Origin of the sequence: Haloferax sp. S2CR25, from assembly GCF_031624535.1 — an archaeon.
Lineage (GTDB): Archaea > Halobacteriota > Halobacteria > Halobacteriales > Haloferacaceae > Haloferax > Haloferax massiliensis.
Genome location: NZ_JAMQOO010000012.1, coordinates 75,936 through 97,342, shown reverse-complemented (window position 1 = coordinate 97,342; position 21,407 = coordinate 75,936). Strand labels below are relative to the sequence as shown.

18 protein-coding genes and 1 tRNA gene are annotated in these 21,407 nt (G+C 66.9%); 11 read left to right on the top strand and 8 right to left on the bottom strand.

Going from position 1 to position 21,407, the window contains the following annotated elements:
• Nucleotides 1-133 precede the first annotated feature (133 nt).
• Nucleotides 134-206, bottom strand: a tRNA-Gln gene (locus NDI65_RS19665).
• 132 nt (nucleotides 207-338) lie between these two features.
• Between NDI65_RS19665 and NDI65_RS19660 the strand changes: the two genes are divergently transcribed.
• Nucleotides 339-911: an IMP cyclohydrolase gene (locus NDI65_RS19660; protein ID WP_042663601.1), complete on the top strand. Its 573-nt coding sequence runs from the start codon at nucleotides 339-341 to the stop codon at nucleotides 909-911.
• 47 nt (nucleotides 912-958) lie between these two features.
• Nucleotides 959-1,618, top strand: coding sequence for a metallophosphoesterase family protein (locus NDI65_RS19655; protein WP_089777126.1), 660 nt, complete (start codon nucleotides 959-961; stop codon nucleotides 1,616-1,618).
• 29 nt (nucleotides 1,619-1,647) lie between these two features.
• Here NDI65_RS19655 and NDI65_RS19650 read toward each other — a convergent pair whose 3' ends face one another.
• Both NDI65_RS19650 and NDI65_RS19645 read right to left on the bottom strand, forming a co-directional pair.
• On the bottom strand, nucleotides 1,648-2,994 hold the full coding sequence (locus NDI65_RS19650; RefSeq protein ID WP_089777125.1) for a tryptophanase: 1,347 nt from the start codon (nucleotides 2,992-2,994) through the stop codon (nucleotides 1,648-1,650).
• Between the two features lie 239 nt (nucleotides 2,995-3,233).
• A complete protein-coding gene (locus tag NDI65_RS19645) occupies nucleotides 3,234-4,412 on the bottom strand; it encodes an aspartate kinase (RefSeq protein ID WP_042663597.1) in 1,179 nt (392 codons plus the stop codon).
• A gap of 187 nt (nucleotides 4,413-4,599) precedes the next feature.
• Between NDI65_RS19645 and NDI65_RS19640 the strand changes: the two genes are divergently transcribed.
• Entirely contained in the window at nucleotides 4,600-5,028 is a 429-nt protein-coding gene (locus tag NDI65_RS19640; RefSeq protein WP_042663596.1) for a hypothetical protein, read from the top strand.
• Between the two features lie 162 nt (nucleotides 5,029-5,190).
• Nucleotides 5,191-6,000: a ZIP family metal transporter gene (locus tag NDI65_RS19635; RefSeq protein ID WP_089777306.1), complete on the top strand. Its 810-nt coding sequence runs from the start codon at nucleotides 5,191-5,193 to the stop codon at nucleotides 5,998-6,000.
• 122 nt (nucleotides 6,001-6,122) lie between these two features.
• On the opposite strand, the gene NDI65_RS19630 is transcribed toward NDI65_RS19635, so the two are convergent.
• Both NDI65_RS19630 and NDI65_RS19625 read right to left on the bottom strand, forming a co-directional pair.
• Nucleotides 6,123-7,250, bottom strand: a complete 1,128-nt coding sequence (locus tag NDI65_RS19630; protein ID WP_310894127.1) for an NADH:flavin oxidoreductase — start codon at nucleotides 7,248-7,250, stop codon at nucleotides 6,123-6,125.
• 138 nt (nucleotides 7,251-7,388) lie between these two features.
• The gene (locus tag NDI65_RS19625; RefSeq protein WP_042663594.1) at nucleotides 7,389-8,975 is read right to left on the bottom strand and encodes a DNA-directed DNA polymerase II small subunit; all 1,587 of its coding nucleotides are present in this window, start codon (nucleotides 8,973-8,975) and stop codon (nucleotides 7,389-7,391) included.
• A 78-nt stretch (nucleotides 8,976-9,053) separates the two neighbouring features.
• Here NDI65_RS19625 and NDI65_RS19620 point away from each other — a divergent pair, with 78 nt between their 5' ends.
• A complete protein-coding gene (locus tag NDI65_RS19620) occupies nucleotides 9,054-9,893 on the top strand; it encodes a S26 family signal peptidase (RefSeq protein WP_193310921.1) in 840 nt (279 codons plus the stop codon).
• A 42-nt stretch (nucleotides 9,894-9,935) separates the two neighbouring features.
• On the opposite strand, the gene NDI65_RS19615 is transcribed toward NDI65_RS19620, so the two are convergent.
• Nucleotides 9,936-11,645: an ORC1-type DNA replication protein gene (locus NDI65_RS19615; protein WP_089777122.1), complete on the bottom strand. Its 1,710-nt coding sequence runs from the start codon at nucleotides 11,643-11,645 to the stop codon at nucleotides 9,936-9,938.
• Between the two features lie 1,433 nt (nucleotides 11,646-13,078).
• Here NDI65_RS19615 and NDI65_RS19610 point away from each other — a divergent pair.
• The 4 genes from NDI65_RS19610 (at nucleotide 13,079) to NDI65_RS19595 (ending at nucleotide 18,047) form a co-directional block, all read left to right on the top strand.
• Complete coding sequence (locus NDI65_RS19610; protein ID WP_042663592.1) at nucleotides 13,079-13,720, top strand: Era-like GTP-binding protein; 642 nt, start codon at nucleotides 13,079-13,081, stop codon at nucleotides 13,718-13,720.
• 6 nt (nucleotides 13,721-13,726) lie between these two features.
• Nucleotides 13,727-14,119: a DUF2073 domain-containing protein gene (locus NDI65_RS19605; RefSeq protein WP_042663591.1), complete on the top strand. Its 393-nt coding sequence runs from the start codon at nucleotides 13,727-13,729 to the stop codon at nucleotides 14,117-14,119.
• 48 nt (nucleotides 14,120-14,167) lie between these two features.
• A complete protein-coding gene (locus tag NDI65_RS19600) occupies nucleotides 14,168-15,151 on the top strand; it encodes a Zn-ribbon containing protein (RefSeq protein ID WP_089777120.1) in 984 nt (327 codons plus the stop codon).
• A 346-nt stretch (nucleotides 15,152-15,497) separates the two neighbouring features.
• Complete coding sequence (locus NDI65_RS19595; protein WP_089777119.1) at nucleotides 15,498-18,047, top strand: DEAD/DEAH box helicase; 2,550 nt, start codon at nucleotides 15,498-15,500, stop codon at nucleotides 18,045-18,047.
• A gap of 24 nt (nucleotides 18,048-18,071) precedes the next feature.
• On the opposite strand, the gene NDI65_RS19590 is transcribed toward NDI65_RS19595, so the two are convergent.
• Both NDI65_RS19590 and NDI65_RS19585 read right to left on the bottom strand, forming a co-directional pair.
• The gene (locus NDI65_RS19590; RefSeq protein WP_089777118.1) at nucleotides 18,072-18,461 is read right to left on the bottom strand and encodes a universal stress protein; all 390 of its coding nucleotides are present in this window, start codon (nucleotides 18,459-18,461) and stop codon (nucleotides 18,072-18,074) included.
• Nucleotides 18,462-18,542: 81 nt separating this feature from the next.
• A complete protein-coding gene (locus NDI65_RS19585; protein ID WP_089777117.1) occupies nucleotides 18,543-19,247 on the bottom strand; it encodes an Sjogren's syndrome/scleroderma autoantigen 1 family protein in 705 nt (234 codons plus the stop codon).
• A gap of 206 nt (nucleotides 19,248-19,453) precedes the next feature.
• On the opposite strand from NDI65_RS19585, the gene mdh reads away from it, so the two are divergent.
• Nucleotides 19,454-20,368, top strand: coding sequence for a malate dehydrogenase (gene mdh, locus NDI65_RS19580; protein WP_089777116.1), 915 nt, complete (start codon nucleotides 19,454-19,456; stop codon nucleotides 20,366-20,368).
• 111 nt (nucleotides 20,369-20,479) lie between these two features.
• Nucleotides 20,480-21,406, top strand: coding sequence for a CPBP family intramembrane glutamic endopeptidase (locus NDI65_RS19575; protein ID WP_089777115.1), 927 nt, complete (start codon nucleotides 20,480-20,482; stop codon nucleotides 21,404-21,406).
• The last annotated feature ends 1 nt before the right edge of the window (nucleotide 21,407 follow it).

Here is a 21,407-nt window from a genome sequence, read left to right as displayed (position 1 = left end):
ATTCGTGAGTCTGAGAGTCTGGAATCAAAAACTCCACTCGAAACGGGCCCCTTTGGTTTCTGAGACCTACCCCTTCGTTTCAACTGGAGAACGGGGGACGGCGCGGCCTCGTCGAGAGTAGAACGCTGAGAAGTAGTCCCACCAGGATTCGAACCTGGGTCGTTGCCCCCAGAAGGCAACAGGATTGGCCACTACCCCATGGGACTTCGCATCAGTTCGTACTTCGCGGGTATTTGTAAACGTTGCGTGTCGATTCCTCCGTGGGATTTCGTCGCACGGTGACGGACAGACGTGCATAAACCGCCAACTATTTGCCCCTATTCTATCCACTGTCGTGTATGTACGTCGGACGATTCGTCGTCGTTGGCCCCGGAATCGGTGCGTATCGCGTCTCCTCTCGGTCCTTCCCGAACCGACAGGTCGTCGACCGGGACGACGCCCTGACCGTCGGACCGACGCCCGACGCCCCCGAGACTGACAACCCCTACATCGCCTACAACTGCGTCCGCGAGGGCGGCGACTACGTCGTCGTCGGCAACGGCTCGCAGGTCGACCCTATCGCGGAGAAACTCGACCTCGGCTACCCGCCGCGGGACGCCCTCGCGGAGATTCTGCTGGCGCTCGACTACGAGAAAGACGACTACGACACCCCCCGAATCGCGGGCGTCGTCGGCGACGACGAGGCCTTCATCGGCATCGTCCGCAGGGACGCCCTCGTCGTGGAAGCCGTCACCGAACCCACGCTCGTGGCGACCTACGAGGAAGACGACCCCCGCGCGTTCGACCTCGACGCGGAGACCGCCGCCGACGCGGCCCGCGAACTCTACGACCACGAGTTCGAACACGCCGTCTGCGCCGCCGCCGCGACCGTCGGCGACGCGGTCGAGACCGCCTTCTACAACGGCGAGTAGTTCGGCTCGGCCCGAGATTTTTCAGCCGCGCACCCGTACACCGAGCCATGCGTCTGGGCGTCATCTCGGACGTGCACGGGAACCTCCCGGCACTCGAAGCGGTGCTCGAATCGATGCCGCCGGTCGACCGATTGGTCTGCGCCGGCGACGTGGTCGGCTACAACCCGTGGCCCGACGAGTGCGTGTCCGAACTCGCCGAGCGGGACGTGCCGACGGTCTCGGGGAACCACGACCGCGCGGTCACGTCGGGGACCGGCTTCCGCTTCAACAGCATGGCGGCCGCGGGCGTCGATTACGCCCGCGACGCGCTCTCCCCGGCGTCGATGGAGTGGCTATCCTCACTTCCGAAAACACGACACCTCGCCGACGAGCGGGTCAAACTCGCCCACGGCCACCCCAACGACCCCGACCGCTACACCTACCCCGACGACTTCTCGCCGTCGCTCCTCGACGGCGAGGACCTGCTGGTGTTGGGCCACACCCACGTCCAGGGCCACCGAATCTACGACGACGGAATCGTGCTGAACCCCGGAAGCGTCGGCCAACCCCGCGACGGCGACCCGCGGGCGGCCTACGCGGTCGCCGACCTCGACGCGATGGAAATCGAGGCGGAGCGCGTCAACTACGACATCGACCGCGTCGCGGAGCGCGTGCGCGAGGTCGGCCTGCCGGAGCGGCTGGCGAGTCGGCTGTACGAGGGGAAGTAGGGAAAAAGCGAGTAGCTATCCCGAAGCCGTCAGTTCGACACCGGTTCGAGCCGCGCCGAGAAGTGCCGAAGCTCCTTCATCGGCGGCTCCGCGACGATTTCGAGGCCGCCGTACTCGCCGGCCGATTCCATCACCTTCGCGGCCGTCTCCGCGACGTGTTCGAGGTGTTCGCGGCTGTAGGTGCGCCGCGGGAGCGCGAGGCGCACGAGGTCCGGGCGGTCCGTGCCGGGGAACGCGAAGCCGCCGAGTTCGACGCCGCGAACGCCGCCTTCGAGGTAGAGCGCGCAGACGAGTTGCTGTCCGGGGAACTCGTCTTTCGGGACGTGCGGGAACACCTCGCCGGCGTCGAGGTAGACCGCGTGACCACCCGTCGGCTGGTAGACGGGGACGCCGGCCTCGACCAGCAGGTCGCCCAGTTCGGCCACCTGCTCGACGCGGTCGGACACGTACGGCGGCGTGACGGCCTCGCGGAGGCCGACGGCCATCGCCTCGATGTCGCGGCCCGAGAGGCCGCCGTAGGTGGGAAAGCCCTCGTAGAGGATGGCGCGCTGTTTCGCGTGTTCGAACACCGTCTCGTCGCGCATCGCGGCGAAGCCGCCGATGTTGACGAGCGCGTCCTTCTTGCCGGACATGGTGACGGCGTCGGCGTGTTCGAACTGCGCGCGGGCGATTTCGGCGACCGAGTGGTTCTCGTAGCCCGCCTCGTTGGTCTTGATGAAGTGGGCGTTCTCGGCGAACCGGCAGGCGTCGATGGCGAACATGGCGTCGATGTCGCGGGCGAACTCGGCGGTGGCGCGGATGTTCGCCATCGAGACGGGCTGGCCGGCGACGGAGTTGTTCGTGATGGTGAGGACGACGACGGGAATCGCGTCGGCACCGACCTCCTCGACGAGCGCGTAGCCCGCGTCGATGTCGAAGTTCCCCTTGAACGTCTCCGTGGAGTTGGGGTCCCGCGAGGCGGGCGACGGGCAGTCGACGGGTTCCGCGCCCTGATTGACGACGTGGGCGCGGGTCGTATCGAAGTGCGAGTTGTTCGGCACCACGTCGCCGTCCTCCAAGAGGACGCCGTAGAGGACGTTCTCCGCGCCGCGGCCCTGATGGGTCGGCACGACGTGCTCGAAGCCCATCACGTCGCGGACCGAGTCGGCGAGGCGGGCGAACGACTCGCTTCCGGCGTAGGCCTCGTCGCCGCGAATCATCGCCGCCCACTGCTCTGCGGACATGGTTCCCGTCCCCGAGTCGGTCAGGAGGTCGATGTACACGTCGCGGGCGTCGAGGTTGAACGCGTTGTAGCCGGCCCGTTCGAGGGCGGCCTCGCGCTCCTCGCGCGAGGGGAGTTCGATGGGTTCGACCATCTTGGCCTTGTACGATTTCATGCCCGCAATAGGCCCGCGAATGTGAAGTATTCGGCAGGCAGAAAATCGATGGACGACGCCCGATTTTCGACGCTCGTGAACGGGAGTGTACATCGGTGTCGCCGGCTGGTCGGCTGTCGCCACGAACCGCCACGAATCGACCTCGGCGGCCGTCGCGTACTACCGGACGTTGGCCGTCGCTGGCGGGGACGCGAGGGCGGCGAAAATAGATTCGAACCGAGTTGCGGGGCGGGGCCGGCTCAGAACTTGTCTTGGATGATGCCGAGCGTCTCCTCGCGGTCGTCCCACGCCACGAAGATGGCGACGGAGGTCGCGGAGGTGATGGCGTCGTGGATGTTGATGCCGGCATCGGACAGCGGCTGAACGATGTCGAGGATGACGCCGGGGCGGTTCGGAAGTTCGCCGCCGGTGACGCGGACGACGGCGATGTCGTCTTCGACGGTGACAGAAGACAGCGCGTCGTCGGCGACGACGCGGTCGTGGAGGACGGCCTCGGCCCGGTCGGAGTCGTCTTCGAGGACGTAGAACGTGATGGAGTCCATCCCGGAGGCGACCGAGTCGACGTTGATGTCCTCCTCTCGGAGGGCGGTCGAGAGGTCCGCGAGGATGCCCGGTCGGTTGCGAATCGCCCGCCCGGCGACGGTGAGACACGCGAGGGGCTCTTCCTGCATGTCGATGAGGTTGTGGAACTCGCCTTCGATGAGCGTCCCGCCGGTGAGCAGGTCGCCGTGCTGGTAGTGGACGACCCGAACGTCGAGCGCCGCGTCCTTGTACGACAGCGCCGACGGCGCGACGACCTCGGCCCCGCGGAACGAGAGGTTCCGAAGCTCGTCGACGGTGATGCGGCCGACGTTGCGCGCGCCTTCGACCACGCGCGGGTCGCCGGTCATGACGCCCTCGACGTCGGTCACGATGACGACCTCGTCGGCGTCCATGTAGTTGCCGAGCATCACGGCGGAGGTGTCGGAGCCGCCGCGACCGAGCGTCGTGATTTCGCCGTCGTGGTTCTGCGCGAGGAAGCCGGTGATGACCGGGACGACGCCGTCGAGTTCGGCCGCGAGCTTCGCGGCCCGCTCTCTCGTGGCCTCGACGTCGACCTCGCCGAGGTCGTTGGTGATGACCGGCCACTCGTCCGTACCGGGTTCGACGAACAGGGCGTTGACGCCGCGGGCGGCCAGCGCCGCCTTGAGCATGCGCACGCTGGTCCGCTCGCCCATCGAGACGATTTCGGCGCGGTCGCGGTCGTCGGCCTCGAACTTGATCTCGTCGAGGAGGTCGTCGGTCGTCGAGCCCATCGCGGAGGCGACGACGGCGATTTCGTGGCCGTGTTCGACGGCCGCGGCGATGGAGTCCGCGGCGCGGTTGATTCGGTCGCCGCTGCCGAGCGAGGTGCCGCCGAACTTCGCGACTACGCGCATCGTCCCTCCGGTGCGTCGCGTCGCTTCGGGGCTTCGTTGGTAAACATGCGAGGGGCTAACGCGGGGGGACGTATAACTATGTCCTCCGGTTCAACCGTTGCCGTCACCCGCGAATCCGGCGCTGAGACGGCCCGTACCGACGCCTCGCGGGCGGAGATTTATCACCGAAGCCGCGGAACGTTCGGGCATGGATGTCAGAGACGCCGTGGACGCCGACGCCGAGGCGCTGGCCGCCGTCGCCGACGCGCCGGTACGGGCGATGCGGCGGCTGATACGCGACCGGACGGTTCGCCTCGCCACCGCCGACACCGGCTCGGACCCCCACGCCGACGCGCCGGCGGACGACGAACCGGTGCTCGGGTTCGTCGGCTTCGACGTCCGCGACGGCGTCCTCCACGTCACCCGACTCGGCGGGACCGAGACGGCGGTGCGGCGACTACTGGAGGAACCGCTCCGCTTCGCCAGCGCCGAATCCCTGCCGGTCGAGGTGCTCGTCCTCGAATCCGAGACGCCGCTTTGCGACGCGGTCGAGCACGCCGGCTTCGACCGGGTCGGCCACGGTCCGCGGTTCGAAGGGTCGCCGACGGTCCGGTACGTCCTCGACGAGACGGGGTAGCCCGGTCCCCCGCGGGCCGCGACCACTCGACTCGCTCCCGCCGTCCCGACCGACGCGGGTGGCGCGGGCGACGAGAACCGACGGAGGGAATACATACCTCCCGCCCGTCAGGTGGCCCATGACCGAACGACGCGGAAACCGACCGCCGAGCGTGAGACGACCGTGATGGCGGTCGAAGAGCTGTTTGTCTCGCTCGCCGGCTCGGACCCGGTGATGCAGGGTCTCCTCGGCGGCATCGTCATCGCCGGCATGAACATGCTGGGCGCGCTTCTCATTCTCGTCTGGCGCGACCCCTCGAAGCGCTCGCTCGACACGCTCCTCGGCTTCGCCGCCGGCGTCATGCTCGCCGCGAGCTTCACGAGCCTCATCCTCCCCGGCATCGAGGCGGCGGGCGGAAGTCCGATTCCCGTCCTCGTCGGCTTCGTCATCGGCGTCGTCGTCCTCGACCAGGCGGACCTGTGGATTCCGCACGTCCACATCCTCGTGACCGGGAAGACCCGGACGGACGCCCCGGAAACGGAGAAGAAGATGGCCTCGGTCATCCTGTTTATCGTCGCCATCACCATCCACAACATGCCCGAGGGCCTCGCCGTCGGCGTCGGCTTCGGCTCCGGCGACCTCGGGACCGCCATCCCGCTGATGCTCGCCATCGGCATCCAGAACATCCCCGAGGGACTCGCCGTCTCCATCGCCGCCGTCAACGCCGGGCTTCGGAACACGACCTACGCGACGTTCGCGGGCATCCGCGCCGGTCTCGTGGAGATTCCGCTCGCCGTCTTCGGCGCGTGGGCCATCCAGTACGCCTCGGCGCTGCTCCCCTACGCGATGGGGTTCGCCGCCGGCGCGATGCTGTTCGTCATCTCCGACGAAATCGTCCCCGAGACGCACTCGAACGGCCACGAGCGCGTGGCGACGTTCGGGACGATGGTCGGCGTCGTCGTGATGCTCTACCTCGACGTGACGCTCGGGTAGTCGAATCGAGTTAGCGCGTCCGAATACGGCGACCGTCGAGGAGCTGTGAAACGAGAGTTCGAGTGGAAGCGAAGGGGTTCGGTGGTCGGTTCAGCGTCAGAGAGTCCGGCGTCGAGCGCGCGTCAGTCGTCCGCGAGCGGCGGCTCCGACGGCACCTCGTGGTCCGAGAGCCCGGCGGTCGGCGCGAGGAACTTCGTCGGCTCGAACGCGTCGAGGTCGTCGCCGGCGGCCACGCGCGCCGGCCAGTCCGGGTTGGCGAGCGCGCTCGTCCCCAGCGTAAAGAGGTCCGCGCCGGCGTCGACGGCGGCCCGCGCCGCGTCCGGGTCGCCGAGTCCGCCGTTGGCGATGACGACCGTGTCGTCCGCGACGTACTCGGCCGCGGCTTCGGCCAGCGAGGGGCCGTCAGCGCCGAAGGTCGGACTCGTGGCATCGGTCTCGGTCGCGTGGACGTAGTCGGCTCCGGCGGCCGACAGTTCCTCGAAGAAGACCGCGGCCGCGTCCTCGCCCTCGGGCCACTCGTAGTCGCCGTCGGTCACTTTCTCCTGCGAGACGCGGACGCCGACGACGAACTCCTCGGGGACCGCGTCGGCGACCGCCAAAAGGACCTCCGCGGGGAACTTGACGCGGGACTCGGGTCCGCCGCCGTACTCGTCGTCGCGCCGGTTCGCGTCGGCCGCGAGGAACTCGTTCAGCAGGTAGCCGTTCGCGCCGTGGAGTTCCACGCCGTCGAAGCCGGCCTCGACCGCGTTCGTCGCCGCCCGCACGAAGCCCTCGCGGGCGGTTTCGAGGTCGGCCTCGTCCGCCGCCTTCGGAACGGCGAACTCGCCGCTCCCGCCGTAGGCTTCGGCCTTCTGGCCGTCGGGCTGGACCGCGGAGGGCGCGAGCGTTCGGTCGCCGCCGAGGTGGGGGTTACCCTGCGACTGCGCCCCGGCGTGCATCAACTGCGCGAAAATCGGCGTCCCGACCTCGTGGACGGCGTCCGTGACGTTCGTCCACGCCTCGACGTGGTCGTCGGTGACGAGCCCCGGCTGGTTCAGGTAGCCCTGACTGTACGCGTCGTCCGTGTAGACGCCCTCGGTGACGAGAAAGCCGAAGCCGCCGTCGGCGAACTTCCGGTAGTAGTGGGCCATCTCGTTCGTCGCAAGGCCCTCGTCGGTGGCGCTGATGCGCGTCATCGGTGCCAGCCCGACTCGATTGGAAAGCGACAGGTCGTTCAGGCTCGTCGCGTCGAACAGCGCGTCGTCGGTCATCACCGGTTCTGTGTGCGTCGCGGGTAAAAAGCGACGGCGGAATGGTCCCGAACGCCGCACATCCGGCGTGCTATCAGGGAGCATACTGTCGGGAGAGCGGTCGCTGAGTCGAACGGACGTCAGTAGTGAACGGCCGGCTCAGGAGAACTTCCGAACCGTCATGTTCAGCGTGTCGAGGTCGACGATGGGCGCGTAGCCGGCGTCGGGGTCGATGTTGACGGATTTCTGGAAGTCGGTCTGGGCCTGCCAGCAGCCGGAGTTGACCGCGAGGACGTTGTGGTACTTCCCCCAGCCGAGCTTGTGGACGTGGCCGGTGTGGAAGATGTCGGGCACGTCCTCCATGACGAGGTAGTCGAGTTCCTCGGGCGCGAGGCGGGTGTGGCCCCCGAACTGCGGCGCGACGTGGCGCTTCTTCAGGAGCTGGTACATCGCCTTGTGCGGCTCGTCGTAGCTCGCCTTGTCCGCCGGCAGTTCGGCGATGACCTCGTCGAGCGAGACGCCGTGGTACATGAGCACGTTGACGCCTTCGAGGGTGACCATCGAGGGGTTGCTCGTGATGCGGGCGTCGTGGGCCGACATGATGTCACGGAGTTCGTCGTCGAAGCCGGGTTGCGGCTCCGCGAGTCGGACCGCGTCGTGGTTGCCCGGAATCATCACGATGTCGAGGTCGCCGGGCACCGATTTGAGGTGCTCGGAGAACGCCTCGTACTGCTCGTAGATGTCGATGACGTCGAGTTCCTCGTCCTGATTCGGGTAGACGCCGACGCCCTCGACCATGTCGCCGGCGATGAGGAGGTACTCGATGCGCTCGGCTTCCTCGGTGTGGAGCCAGTCGGCGAAGCGGTTCCACGCGTCGGCCATGAACTCCTGGCTGCCGACGTGTACGTCCGAGATGAGCGCCGCCTGCACGTCCCTGTCGGCGGTGTTTTGGCGGTGGCTCCGCGGCACGTCGGGGAAGTGCAGCGAGTCGACGAAGAGGATGCCCGCGTCGCCCGACAGCGTCCCCTGCACCGCGATGCACTCGTCCATGAGGAGCTCGTCGACGTGGCTCGCGATGTCCTTGTCCTTCATCACGAGACAGGGGAACGTCCCCGTCGTGTCTTCGAGGTCGATAATCCAGTGGCCGCTCTTGGTGGAGCGAACGTCGTCGACGAGGCCGATGAGTTCCGCGTCCTCGCCGCCGGACATGTTCGAGATGGCCTTCGCGGGGCGGTGGTTGACGCGCCCGCGGAGCATCTTCGAGAGCTTCTCGTAGCGGTCGCGGAACACCTTCACGAAGTCGCCGTACTCGCCGGTCCCCGTCGACTGACCGGTCATGTCGTTGGCGATTTCGAGGGACCGAAGCGATGGGTCGACGTTCCGACCGGCCGGTCCGCCCTTCGCTTCAGCTGGAGCTGATTGAGTGGTGTGGTCCGCGTTGTCGTGCGGTGTTGCAGCGGAAACAGGGGGGTCGGGGTCGGCGGCGGTATCGGATACGGCGGCGTCCGGGGCGGCCGACCCCGTCGATTCGGTTCCCGGCGGGTCCGCGGCGGGGGCGGAGGCGAGCACCTCGCGGACGTGGTCGGCGGTGATGCGAAGCGCGTCGTCCGGAACGGCTTCGACGACGCGGGCGAGGGTCCGGCCGGGGTCGTCGGAGCCGGCGATGAGGGTCACGGCCTCGCGTTCGGCGTTGTAGCCGCGACCGACGAGCGCCCGGACGATGCGCGCCGGCGTCTCCAGTGGCACACCCGGAGTGTGCGACACGCGGCAAAAAGGATGCCGAAACCCAGAACGTTGAAACCCGGTCCGGGTAAACTGGGAGTGATGAGTGACGACGACGGTCGCCCGCCCTCCCCCGACTCGCGGCGCGGTCAAGCCTCCGACGAAGGCGTTCTAACTCGGCTCCGGACGGCAGAAGAGGGGCCGCTTATGTTCGTCCGCGAAGTCCTGACGAGCGCGCTCGCCGTGTTGGCCGTCGGGTTGCTCCTGTTCGCGGTGAGCGGCGTGTGGCCGCCGATGGTCGCCGTCGAAAGCGGGAGCATGGAACCGCACATGCACAAAGGCGACCTCGTGTTCATCACGGGGCCGGAGCGATACGCCCCCGACTCGGCGGTCGAGGGGACCGCCGTCGTCACGGCCGAGACGGGCGCGGAAGTCGACTACCGGAAGTTCGGCGGCCCCGGCAGCGTCATCGTCTACGACGACCCCGGCGCCGGCGGCCCCCCGATTATCCACCGGGCGATGCTCTGGGTCGAGGAGGGCGAAAACTGGTACGACAGGGCGAACTCCGAGTACATGGCCGCCGACAACTGCCGGGAACTCGCTAACTGCCCCGCCGAGTACGACGGCTTCATCACGAAAGGCGACAACAACCCGCGGTACGACCAGGTGAGCGGCATCGCCGACCCGGTCCGCCCCGAGTGGGTCCAAGGCGTCGCGCGAATCCGCATCCCGCTTCTCGGGTGGGTTCGGCTGACGCTCGCCAACTCGATGGCGACGACGACGCCGGTCGCGCCCGCCCCCGTCGAGTACGTCGACGTGACGACGATGGAGACGACGGCTCCCGACGTGTCGACGACGAACGCGGCGGGAGGCGACGCGCCGGCGACGACGGCACCGCTTCGGGTCGAGGCGTCGCCGAGCGCCGACGCGCTCGCGGCGTGACGCGGAGACAGGAAAAGAGTCGGACTTCGCGGACTTCGTTCTTCAGTTGTCGAACCGCGCCTGTACGAACGGCTGTGCGCTCTCGATGTCGCCGAGACGAGAGTCCGTCAGCAGAACGGCCTCGGTCTCGTCGATTGGGACCGAGAGGCTGATCTCCTTGGTTCGGCCGTACCGGCCCTTCGAGACGACGACGGCGTTGACGATGCCGAGCATGTCGAGTTCCGAGATGAGGTCGGTGACGCGACGCTGGGTCAGCACGTCGGCGTCGATCTCCTCGCAGAGGCGCTTGTAGATGTTGAACACCTCGCCGGTGTTGATGTTGCGGACGCCGTTTTTCTCCAGGAGGATGATGGCGAAGAGGACGATTTTCGACTGTGTGGGGAGAGTACGGACGACTTCGACCACTCGGTCGAGTTCGATTTTGTCCTGCGCCTGCCGGACGTGGGCCTCCTCGACGGTGTCGGCCTGCCCGCGCTCTGCGAGTTCGCCGGCCGTGCGGAGCAGGTCGAGGGCGCGCCGGGCGTCGCCGTGCTCCTGCGCGGCGAACGCGGCGCACAGCGGAATCACGTCGTCGGTGAGCGCGCCGGGCTTGAACGCCACGTCGGCGCGGTGCTGGAGGATGTCGCGGAGCTGGTTGGCGTCGTACGGCGGGAAGACGATTTCCTCCTCGCCGAGGCTCGATTTGACCCGGGGATCGAGGAAGTCGGTGAACTTCAGGTCGTTCGAGATACCCATGATTGAGATGCGGGAGTTGTCGAGTTCGGAGTTCATCCGCGAGAGGTTGTACAGCGTGTCGTCGCCCGACTTCTCGACCAGTTTGTCGATCTCGTCGAGCATGATGACGACCACGCGCTCTTTGTAGTCGACGGCGTCGAAGAACGTCGTGTAGACGCGGTCGGTCGGCCACCCGGTCATCGGCACCGTCTCCATCTCGTCGGCGTCGTCGTCGAGTTCCGCCGCGCGCTCGTCTAACTCGGCGATGGAGTCGTACGGCGTGTCGGCGAGGGCGTTGGGGTCTTCCGTCGCCCGCGTTCGCATCTCGTCGAGGCGCTCCTGTTCGGCCTCGATGCGCTCGACGTTCTTCTCAATGAACTTGTTCGCCAACTGCGCGAGCACGCGGTACTGCGTGTCGGTCACCTCGCAGTTGATGTACTCGACCTCGCAGGGAACGTCGTACTTCTGGGAGGTGGATTCGAGTTCCTGACTGACGAACTTCGCGCTCGCGGTCTTGCCGGTCCCGGTCTTCCCGTAGATGAGGATGTTCGACGGCGTCTCCCCGCGCAGGGCGGAGACGAGAATCGTCGCCATCTGGTTTATCTGGTCGGTCCGGTGGGGGAGTTCGTGCGGGGTGTACGACGGCCGGAGGACCTCCTTGTTCTCGAAAATCGGCTCGCCGGCGAGGAGGTCGTCGAACAGTCCCTTCGACCCCTCGTCGTCGTTGAGCACGACCTTGTCCAGACCGACGTCGGGGTCTTTGTGCTGGTCGAGGTCCTCGTCGGGCGCGTCGGCGTCGGGGCCGATGCTCGCCTGAATGTCGATGTCTTCGGGGGACACGTCGTCCCCGCCGTCCTCGGGGGATACGCTGTCTTCGGAGGATACGTCGTCCGCGACGGGAGAGCCGTCGGCAGACCCATCGCCGTCGGACGTGTCGGTACTCGGTACACCGGAGTCGGCGTCCGCGACTGTGTCGTCCGACGTGCTGTTCCCGGCTCCCTCTCGTGTGCCGTCTCGCGGATTCTCTTCCTCGTCCATCGTGAATACCCCTCTGTTTCAAGTGGAATTGTCGCCCCGAATCGGCGCATTGGGTGCGTGAAGCCGGAGATAGTCGGCATTTTCACATCACGCCGAAGAAGGCGATTCCAGATGATGCAAAGGAACCAAACGAACAGTCGGTACAAAAATCTTACTTCTCCGACTCGTCCGCCGTCGTTCGACCGGAACTCGGAGGGACAGGAGCGTTTCAACACGAACAACCACGATACCACGAACGTCTCCGAAACTATCAGACGTGACGGTTGTGGTGGAGTGGGTGGTCCGTTGGGTGACGGGAAACGAGTAGACGAATGCGCGGAGAGCGAGTAAGTAAACGCGCAGGGGCGACCAAGTGAACCCTCTTCGGAGTAATCGAGCGACCAGATGAAGAAGACGCGTGGGCGAAGTTGAGCAGTCGATCGAGAGTGGTCTCGAACCACGGCGGAGCGAACGAAGACGCGTCGAGTCGAAACGGGTCGAGCGCTCCGAGTTGCGCTCGGCTTCGACCGATAGTTCCGAGTTGAGTCCGCGGTCCACGCGAACCGACAATCGGAGGCAGTTCGAGTGGAACCCAGCACGGGGAGAGTGCCCGACGAGAAAAATCGGTTGTTCGAACCCCTCTGTTTCGTGTGGAAACGTCGAAAATGCGATTTCCCAGAAATCGGTCGATAGGACGTTTCTCGACTCTGTCTAACCCCCTCGTTTCCTGTGCAATTAAGTGGCGCTTTTCCAGTTCGACGGGAAACGCCTGGGTGGCGATTCCCCCACACCCCTTCGTTTCGGGTGGAACTGTGAATCGGTGGGGAGGGGGTCTCGGCGGTCATTGAATAGGGATGGTTTTATCATTGATAGATACTAACCAAATCCGTAGTAGATAGAAACCCGATATTATTACACCGGTCTAGGGTTCAATTAACATCCGACCGCCGTCTAGCGGTCCCCCCCACCCACCCCTTCGAGCCGTTCCACCCGAAACGAAGGGGTGGGGGTGTACCCACGCGAGTCGCTCGCGGCCACAGAACGTGTCAACCGTCTCGAATGGCAATCGCTACCGAGGAGGCGGGTTGTGTCGGGGTCGACGTGGCGTCTTCAGAGCCGGTCAGCACGATTCGAGAGATTCTCTGCGGATTCGAGATTCAGCGCTCGAAGTATGTTCGAACTACGCACGTGTACGCCCAAAGTAACAACCAAGAGAACGTGGTATCGATTTCTCCCGCCCTCGTTTCGGCTGTTCGACACACCGTAACCGAACGCCGGTCTCCCGATTGCACCGTTTGAGTCCGTCGAATCGGACTGACCGTCGTCGCCGACGTTCCTTTCTGTCGTTTTGTCGCCAACTTGACTGGTGTCTGACGTAGTGCTTAAGTGAGTCCGGTTGGGTGATACCTCCATACGCCCTCCACGACGCGTTCGGGAGGTGCGGGAGGCCCAGGATGGGACTGCTCACAGATTTAAGAGACAGCATCTCACGAGTCGTCGACCGGCTCTTTTCGGAGAGCGAGCCGAAGCGGATCGGTATATATGGCCCGCCCAACGCCGGGAAGACGACTCTCGCAAATCGCATCGCCCGTGACTGGACCGGTGACGCCATCGGTCCCGAGAGCCACATCCCTCACGAGACTCGCCGCGCCAGGCGGAAGGAGAACGTCGAGATCGAGCGGAACGGCAAGAAAGTCACCATCGACATCGTCGACACGCCGGGTGTCACGACGAAAGTCGATTACAAGGAGTTCCTCGAACACGACATGGAGAAGGACGACGCCGTCCGCCGGTCCCGCGAGGCGACCGAGGGGGTCGCCGAGGCCATGCACTGGCTCCGCGAGGACGTCGACGGCGTCATCTACGTGCTCGACAGCACGAAAGACCCGATATCGCAGGTCAACACGATGCTCATCGGCATCATCGAGAGCCAGGACCTGCCCGTGCTCATCTTCGCGAACAAGATCGACCTCGAAGAGTCGAACGTCGAGCGCATCGCGAACGCGTACCCACAGCACGAAACAGTCGAGTTGTCGGCGCTCGAAGGTGAGAACATGGACGAAGTGTACGCCAAAATCGCGGAGTACTTCGCGTGATTCACCATGCCTGAAGCAACCGCCTCCGACGACGGCACCGACGGGGTCCAGATAGACCTCTTCAGCGGGAATCGGATGGCAAACCTCACGAGCATGGAGAAGATTCGGCTCATCCTCGACGGCGTCCGCGACGGCAACATCGTCATCCTCGAAGAGGGTCTCTCGCCCGACGAGGAGTCGAAGCTCATCGAGGTCACGATGGCCGAGATAAGCCCCGACGAGTTCAATGGTATCGAAATCGAAACGTATCCGCGCTCGCAGACCGCAGACCAGAGCTTCCTCGACCGGCTCATGGGCCGACAGTCGACCCAGAAGCTCACCGTCATCGGACCCGCGAACCAGATTCAGACGCTCCACAAGGACGAGAACCTCATCAGCGCGCTCGTCTCGCGAAAATAGGGGGTCCAACGAACGCCCTCACGCGCCATCCGGCGCTACCATCCACCAATGCCACATCAATGCACCACGTGCGGTAAGGTGTTCCCCGATGGCTCGAAGGAGATGCTTTCGGGGTGCCCGAGCTGCGGCGGCAACAAGTTTCAGTTCAAGCCCGCGTCGAGCGGGAGCGCTCCCGCGAGCGCAAGCGATGACACGCCGTCGACGGGCGGCGCCGGAGCGCGGGACCTGACCTCCTCGGCGGCCGACGCCGTCCGAGACCGCGCGCAGCGGCAGTCCCATCCAGATTCGACCGACGAGGAGTCGATGACCGTCAGCGACTGGGCGAACGCGGACGCCGACGCCCCACAGCGAACCGAGACCGGCGACGCCGCCGGGTCGACCCGAAGCGAGCCGTCGCCGACCGACGCGGCCGACGCGACCGACGACCCCGAAACCAAACCCCGCGGTTGGGGCGAATGGCCGTCCGCGCCCGGGGAGTCACCGGGGGCAGACCCGCAGGAGCCCGAAGAGTCGCGGAACGAACCCCGAGGAGAGCCCGCGGCGGGTCACCCCGATAGCTCGCCGGACTCGGCCTCGCCCCCGAATCGCGCATCCGGTTCGATCAACGCGCGCGAGACGGACGAGGACAACTCCCAGAAGAGCGCCCGGAGCGACGTCGTCACGCCGGAAGAACTCGCTGCGGCCGACGCGAACCGACGCGGTTCGGCGGCCGAGACGCCGCCCGAAGCGCCGTCCGACCCCGGCGCGTCTTCCGACCCCGACGCGGCGGCCGGCCAGCCCGCCGACGCCGCACCCGCGGACGCGGACGGAACTGTCATCGAGCCGTCGTCCGACGACCGACCCAACTTGGACCAGCTCCGCGAGGAGCTCAACGACCAGTTCGAGAGCATCAAAATCGTCAACCCCGGTCAGTACGAACTCAACCTCATGGAGCTGTACGACCGCGACGAGTACATAATCTCACTCCGCGAGGACGGTCGGTACGTCATCGAGGTCCCGGACTCGTGGGGTCCCGGCAACCGCGAGGACTGAGCGCGGTTCTCGCGTCCGCCCGACTTCTCACCCCGCCGTTTTCGGTGGAACGCTGACCGTTCGGCCCCGTGCGTACGAGTCCAACCGTCGAATCGGCACAATCGTTATATACGATAGTTGAGAGTATATCTCCTTGGGGAAGCGCTATGTCCGATCCGCACAACGAAAAGGTCGCCGAGTGGGCGTCGCTCCTCGGAGCGTCGCTCCCGTCCGCGCGACCAGACGACCCCGACCTCGACACCGCCGACAGCGCGGGGTAACGACCGCCGCGGCGTCTCCCGGCGGACTCCTTTAGTTTCACCTCGCTCTGCGAACGCTTATCGGCGAGGGCGAGCAATCGTCACCGATGCCGGCCTCCGAGGACGTTGCGTACGTGGACCACCCGCTACTCGCGCCGTCGTTCATCGAGCGACGGCTCTATCAGATTCGCCTCGCCGGTACCGCGCGCAACGGCCACACGCTGGTCTGTCTCCCCACCGGCCTCGGGAAGACGACCGTCAGCCTGCTCGTCACCGCCCAGCGACTCCACGACGTGGGCGGGAAGTCGCTGTTTCTCGCGCCGACGAAGCCGCTCGTCCAGCAGCACGCCGACTTCTACCGCGAGGCGCTGAACGTCCCGGACGACGAAATCGTCGTTTTCACCGGCGACGTTCGGCCCGACGACCGGGCCGCGCTCTGGCAGGAGGCCCAGATAGTCATCGCCACGCCGCAGGTCATCGAAAACGACCTCATCGGCAACCGCATCTCGCTTCGGGACGTGACGCACCTCACCTTCGACGAGTGCCACCGCGCGAGCGGCGACTACGCCTACGTCTACATCGCCGAGCGCTACCACGCCGACGCCGAGAACCCGCTCGTCACGGGGATGAGCGCCTCGCCCGGCGGCGACGAGGAGGCCATCCTCGAAGTCTGTGAGAACCTCGGTATCGTCGACGTGGAGGTGATGACCGAGGAGGACGCCGACGTGTCGGAGTACACCCACGACACGGACGTGGAGTGGAACCGCATCCAGCTCCCCGACGAGATTCTGGAGATTCGCGACGCCCTCAACGAGGTCATCACCGACCGGCTGGAGAAGCTCAAGCAGTTGGGCGTCACCAAGTCGACGAAGCCCGATATCTCCCAGAAGAAGCTCAACCGGATGCGCGCGGAGCTCCAGCGGCTGATGAACGCCGACAAGTCGGAGGGCTACAAGGGCATGTCCACGCACGCGGAGGTGATGAAGCTCCGCCGGGCGGTCGAACTCGTCGAGACCCAGTCGGTCGAGTCGGTCCGGCGGTACTTCGAGCGCCAGCGCAACGCCGCCCGGTCGTCGGGCGCGTCGAAGGCGAGCCAGCGACTCGTCGCCGAACCGAAGGTCCGCGAGGCGATGCGGAAAGCCGAGTCGTTCGACGGCCTCCACCCGAAGTTCAGGAAGACGCGCATCCTCCTCGCCGAGACGCTCGGCATCCAGGACGGCGAGCGCGTCATCGTCTTCACCGAGTCCCGCGACACGGCCGAGGCGCTCACGGAGTTCCTCTCGGAGAGCTTCTCGGTCCGGCGGTTCGTCGGGCAGGGCGACCGCGAGGGCTCCGACGGAATGACGCAGAACGAACAGCAGGAGACCCTCGACAAGTTCCGAAACGGCGAGTTCGAGGTGCTCGTCTCGACCTCCGTCGCGGAGGAGGGGCTCGACGTGCCCGAGGTCGACCTCGTGCTCTTTTTCGAACCCGTGCCGACGGCCATCCGGTCCATCCAGCGGAAGGGCCGGACCGGTCGTCAGGCCGACGGTCGCGTGGTCGTCCTCCTCGCCGAGGACACCCGCGACGAGGCGTACTTCTGGATATCGCGCCGCCGCGAGAAGACGATGCAAAACGAGCTCCGGGACCTCAAGGGCGCGGCCGACGACCTCGAAGCCGAACTCGACCCCTCCCAGCGCGACCTCTCGGCGTTCGCGGGCGACGACGGCAGTTCCGCCGGGAACGGGGGGAGTTCCACCGGAAACGGGGGGGTTGACGACGCGGCCGAGGCCGGTGCGAACGAGGCGTCGGCCGCCGAATCGACCGCCGAATCGGCCGCCACGAACGGAGAGACCGCGACCGCCGCGGCGACCGACTCCGAGGGACAGTCCGGCCTCGCCGACTTCGGCCCCTCGGACGAGGAGTTGGCGCGGGCGGACGACGGCGACGAGGGCGACGATGGAAACGACAGCGGCGGCGACACGGACGAACCGGCCACCGTCGCCGCGGCGGGCACCGACGACGAGGACACCGTCGAAATCGTCGTCGACCAGCGCGAACTCGACTCCAACATCGCCCGCACCCTCTCGAAGCGCGAGGACCTGACGACCCGGTTGGAGACGCTCGCGGTCGGCGACTACGTCCTCTCGGACCGCGTCGCGGTCGAGCGAAAGAGCGTCTCGGACTTCCTCGACACGCTCACGGGCGGCGACCGGTCGATATTCGAGCAGATAGCGGACCTCACGCGCCACTACGCCCGGCCGCTTCTCGTCATCGAGGGGCGCGGCCTCTACGAGGAGCGCAACATCCACCCCGGCGCGATTCGGGGGGCGCTGTCGTCGGTCGCGGTCGACTTCAACGTGAGCGTGCTGTTCACCGAGGACGAAGACGACACCGCGGAGCTGCTGGCGACCATCGCCACCCGCGAGCAGACGGACCGCGAGCGCACCGTGAGCGTCCACGGCGGCAAGAGCGCGAAGACGCTCGACGAGCAACAGGAGTACGTCGTCTCCGCCATCGCGGACATCGGCCCGGTCACGGCGCGGACGCTGCTCGAAGCGTTCGGGAGCGTCGAGGCGGTGATGACCGCTAACGAGGACGACCTCAAAGAGGTCCGCGGGGTCGGCCAAGTCACCGCCGAGCGAATCCGCGAGGTCGTCGGGTCGGAGTACCGCTGAGCCGCGTTCACCGCCCGGAGCGCGTCAGGGAACGATAGTCACCGGAACGGCCTCGGCCCGAAGCACCGTCTCGGCGGCGCTCCCGAAGACGGTTCGCTCGACGATGCCGTCCTCGTGGTGGCCCATGACGACGTGGTCGAAGCCGCCGCGCTCGACGGTGTCGAGAATCTCCTCGCCGACGCGGTCGGCGGTCCACACGTCGACCGTGATGGTCGAGAGCTCCGGCTCGCCGCTGATTTCGCCCGCTTCGAGCCTGCCGCGCGCGTCGTCGAGAATCGCCGTCGTCGCGTCGGTCTGGCTGTTCGTGTAGTGGACGACGTGGAGGCTCCCGCCCATCCCGCCTATCATCTCGATAGCGAAGTCGAGCGCGCGCTTGCTGGCGTCGGTGCCGTCGATGGGGATGAGAACGTCCATACGAAACAGAGGGCCCGCGGGGCGGTAAGTTCTACCGCCCGGAGCGACAGTCGGCGCGAGGACGCGACGGCAGCCAGTCGGTTAGCGGTCGAGCGCCGAGATGGCCTCGGCGGCCTCGCGCGCGGCGGTCAGGTACTCGGTCGCCCGCCGCGGGTCGTCGGTCGACTCGGCGCGCTCGGCGGCCCACGTCAGCGTCCGCACGAGCGACGCGCGCGCGTCGGTGACGTCGCCTCCGACCCCGCGGGGCGCACGACGCTCGGTCGACCCCCGCTCGCTCGCGGTTCGCGCCGGCGTCGGCGACGCGGTCCGCCCGTTCGTCCCGGCCGCGTCGCGGCGCGCCTCGTCCGCGACGCGGGTTCCTCGGGCCGGTTCCGACTGCCGGGCTCCGACCTGCGGTCGCTCGGCTTCCGATGCCTCGGCGGTGACGCCCGCCGAAGCGTCCGCGTCGGCGCTCTCTGCGGCCTCGGCAACCCCGCTCGGTGCAGTCTCGGCCCCGGCGTCGACTCCACCTTCGCCCGCGTCGGCTTCGACGGCCGCCTCGGCGGCCCGCTCGGCGTCTTGGTCGGCGTTCGCCGCGGCCCCTCCCCCGGCCTGACAGGTCGGACAGAACACCTGTCCCTCGTAGCGGAACAGCGGGTCGCCGCAGTTGTCGCAGTGCTTGTTCGTCATCGTCGCGCCCTTGAGGAGCAACTCGCTCATCCGTTGGGTCGACTGCCGCTTCGTCTCGTCTCGCTCGTACTTCTCCCGAAGTCGCTGGCGCTCTGCTTCCTTGTCGAAGTCGCTCATGTGCGTGTGGACGCGACGTGCGTCGAAAAACCCCACGGCGTCGCTCGACCGGTTTCGGGACCGGCGGTCTCACCGGCTCTCGCACCCGACGACACCCCGCCGCTGTCACCCGAAATTCGACGACTGACGTACACGAAATCGACAGACTGCGCTACGGTGACCGTTCCGAAACGTTTACTCGGAATCCACAGCGTCGTTAATGTGGCATGACGAAAGTTAGCGTGATCGGTGCGGCCGGCACGGTCGGCGCCGCGGCTGGGTACAACCTCGCGCTTCGCGATGTCTGTGACGAACTCGTGTTCGTGGACATCCCGAAGATGGAAGACAAGACGGTCGGACAGGCGGCGGACACGAACCACGGCATCGCCTACGACTCCAACACGGTCGTGACGCAGGGCGGCTACGAGGACACCGCCGGCTCCGACGTGGTCGTCATCACGGCGGGCATCCCGCGCCAGCCGGGTCAGACCCGTATCGACCTCGCGGGCGACAACGCCCCCATCATGGACGACATCGGCTCCTCGCTCGCCGAGTACAACGACGACTTCGTCTCTATCACCACGTCGAACCCCGTCGACCTGCTCAACCGCCACCTCTACGAGACGGGCGAGCGCGACCGCCACAAGGTCATCGGCTTCGGCGGCCGCCTCGACTCCGCGCGCTTCCGCTACGTGCTGAGCCAGCGCTTCGACGTGCCCGTCAAGAACGTCGACGCGACCATCCTCGGCGAGCACGGCGACGCGCAGGTTCCGGTCTTCTCGAAGGTCCGCGTCGACGGCAACGACCCCGCCTTCTCCGCCGACGAGAAAGAGGAGATTCTCGGCGACCTCCAGGAGTCCGCCATGGACGTCATCGAGCGCAAGGGCGCGACCCAGTGGGGCCCGGCGACCGGCGTCGCCCACATGGTCGAGGCCGTCCTGCACGACACCGGCGAAGTGCTTCCCGGCTCGCTCGTCCTCGACGGCGAGTTCGGCTACGAGGACACCGCCTTCGGCGTCCCCGTCAAGCTCGGCTCGAACGGCATCGAGGAGGTCGTCGAGTGGGACCTCGACGACTACGAGGCCGACCTCATGGACGACGCGGCCGAGAAGCTCCGCGACCAGTACGACAAAATCGCGTAACTCGGTCCGATTCGCGGCGTACCGACTTTTTCCGGATCCGCGTCACCGTCCGCCGACACGCGTGTCTCCGCGGCGTCAACCGTTATCTCCTCGCCGACCGATAGTTCTCGTATGTCTACGGTTGGGGACGGTCCGGCGGAACCGAACGCGCGCGCCGAGCCGTTCGAGTCTCGCCGCGTCGTCGTCTTTCTCCTCGTCGCCTTCGGTCTCGCGGCGGCGACCGCGCTGGCCGTGTCTCTCACCGGCGGCCTGACGGACTCGCCGCCGGTCGCGTTCGGCCTCCCGCTTTGGCTCGTGCTCGTCAGCACGTGCTACATGTTCTCGCCGTCGGTCGCGAACGTCGTCACGCGACTCGTCACCGGGGAGGGATGGGCGAACCTGCGGATTCGCCCCGCGTTTCGGTCGAACCTCGGCACCTACCTCCTCGCGTGGCTCGTCCCCGGTCTCGTCGTCGCCGTCGGCGCGGCGCTGTTCTTCGCGCTCCTTCCGGCGTACTTCGACCCCGACGCGACGGCGCTCCGCGGGGTGCTCCCGCCGGGCGCGTCGCTCGAACTCGTCTTGGTGGCACAGGTCGCACAGGGGCTCGTCCTCGGCGCGACGGTGAACACCGTCTTCGCCTTCGGCGAGGAGTTCGGCTGGCGGGGGTACCTCCTGCAGAAGTTCCTCCCGCTCGGACCTCGCCGGGCGGTCCTCCTTCTGGGCGTCGTCTGGGGCGCGTGGCACTGGCCGCTCATCGCGCTCGGCTACAACTACGGCTTCGGCTACCCCGGCGCGCCGTGGACCGGCTTCCTGGCGATGGTCTGGATGACGACGGCCGTCGGGGTCTTCCTCGCGTGGGTCGCGCTCCGCGCCGACTCGGTGTGGCCCGCGGCGCTCGGCCACGGGATGTTTAACGCCTTCGCGGGCCTCGGGAGCATCTTCGCGGCGGCCGGCGCGCCGTCGTTACTCGGCCCGACCGCCGTCGGCGCGGTCGTCGTCGTTCCGTGGGTGGTCGTCGCCGGGGTGCTCGTGGTTCGCTCACCGGCGTTCGAGGCGTAGC

Bases quoted from the DNA above. Each gene is read 5' to 3' on its own strand.
- NDI65_RS19630 (WP_310894127.1), bottom strand. From the start codon at position 7,250: ATGACCGACGACGCGCTGTTCGACGCGACGAGCCTGAACGACCTGTCG.
- NDI65_RS19660 (WP_042663601.1), top strand. From the start codon at position 339: ATGTACGTCGGACGATTCGTCGTCGTTGGCCCCGGAATCGGTGCGTAT.
- mdh (WP_089777116.1), top strand. From the start codon at position 19,454: ATGACGAAAGTTAGCGTGATCGGTGCGGCCGGCACGGTCGGCGCCGCG.
- NDI65_RS19590 (WP_089777118.1), bottom strand. From the start codon at position 18,461: ATGGACGTTCTCATCCCCATCGACGGCACCGACGCCAGCAAGCGCGCG.
- NDI65_RS19610 (WP_042663592.1), top strand. From the start codon at position 13,079: ATGGGACTGCTCACAGATTTAAGAGACAGCATCTCACGAGTCGTCGAC.
- NDI65_RS19575 (WP_089777115.1), top strand. From the start codon at position 20,480: ATGTCTACGGTTGGGGACGGTCCGGCGGAACCGAACGCGCGCGCCGAG.
- NDI65_RS19650 (WP_089777125.1), bottom strand. From the start codon at position 2,994: ATGAAATCGTACAAGGCCAAGATGGTCGAACCCATCGAACTCCCCTCG.
- NDI65_RS19615 (WP_089777122.1), bottom strand. From the start codon at position 11,645: ATGGACGAGGAAGAGAATCCGCGAGACGGCACACGAGAGGGAGCCGGG.
- NDI65_RS19655 (WP_089777126.1), top strand. From the start codon at position 959: ATGCGTCTGGGCGTCATCTCGGACGTGCACGGGAACCTCCCGGCACTC.
- NDI65_RS19640 (WP_042663596.1), top strand. From the start codon at position 4,600: ATGGATGTCAGAGACGCCGTGGACGCCGACGCCGAGGCGCTGGCCGCC.
- NDI65_RS19605 (WP_042663591.1), top strand. From the start codon at position 13,727: ATGCCTGAAGCAACCGCCTCCGACGACGGCACCGACGGGGTCCAGATA.
- NDI65_RS19645 (WP_042663597.1), bottom strand. From the start codon at position 4,412: ATGCGCGTAGTCGCGAAGTTCGGCGGCACCTCGCTCGGCAGCGGCGAC.
- NDI65_RS19600 (WP_089777120.1), top strand. From the start codon at position 14,168: ATGCCACATCAATGCACCACGTGCGGTAAGGTGTTCCCCGATGGCTCG.
- NDI65_RS19620 (WP_193310921.1), top strand. From the start codon at position 9,054: ATGAGTGACGACGACGGTCGCCCGCCCTCCCCCGACTCGCGGCGCGGT.
- NDI65_RS19585 (WP_089777117.1), bottom strand. From the start codon at position 19,247: ATGAGCGACTTCGACAAGGAAGCAGAGCGCCAGCGACTTCGGGAGAAG.
- NDI65_RS19595 (WP_089777119.1), top strand. From the start codon at position 15,498: ATGCCGGCCTCCGAGGACGTTGCGTACGTGGACCACCCGCTACTCGCG.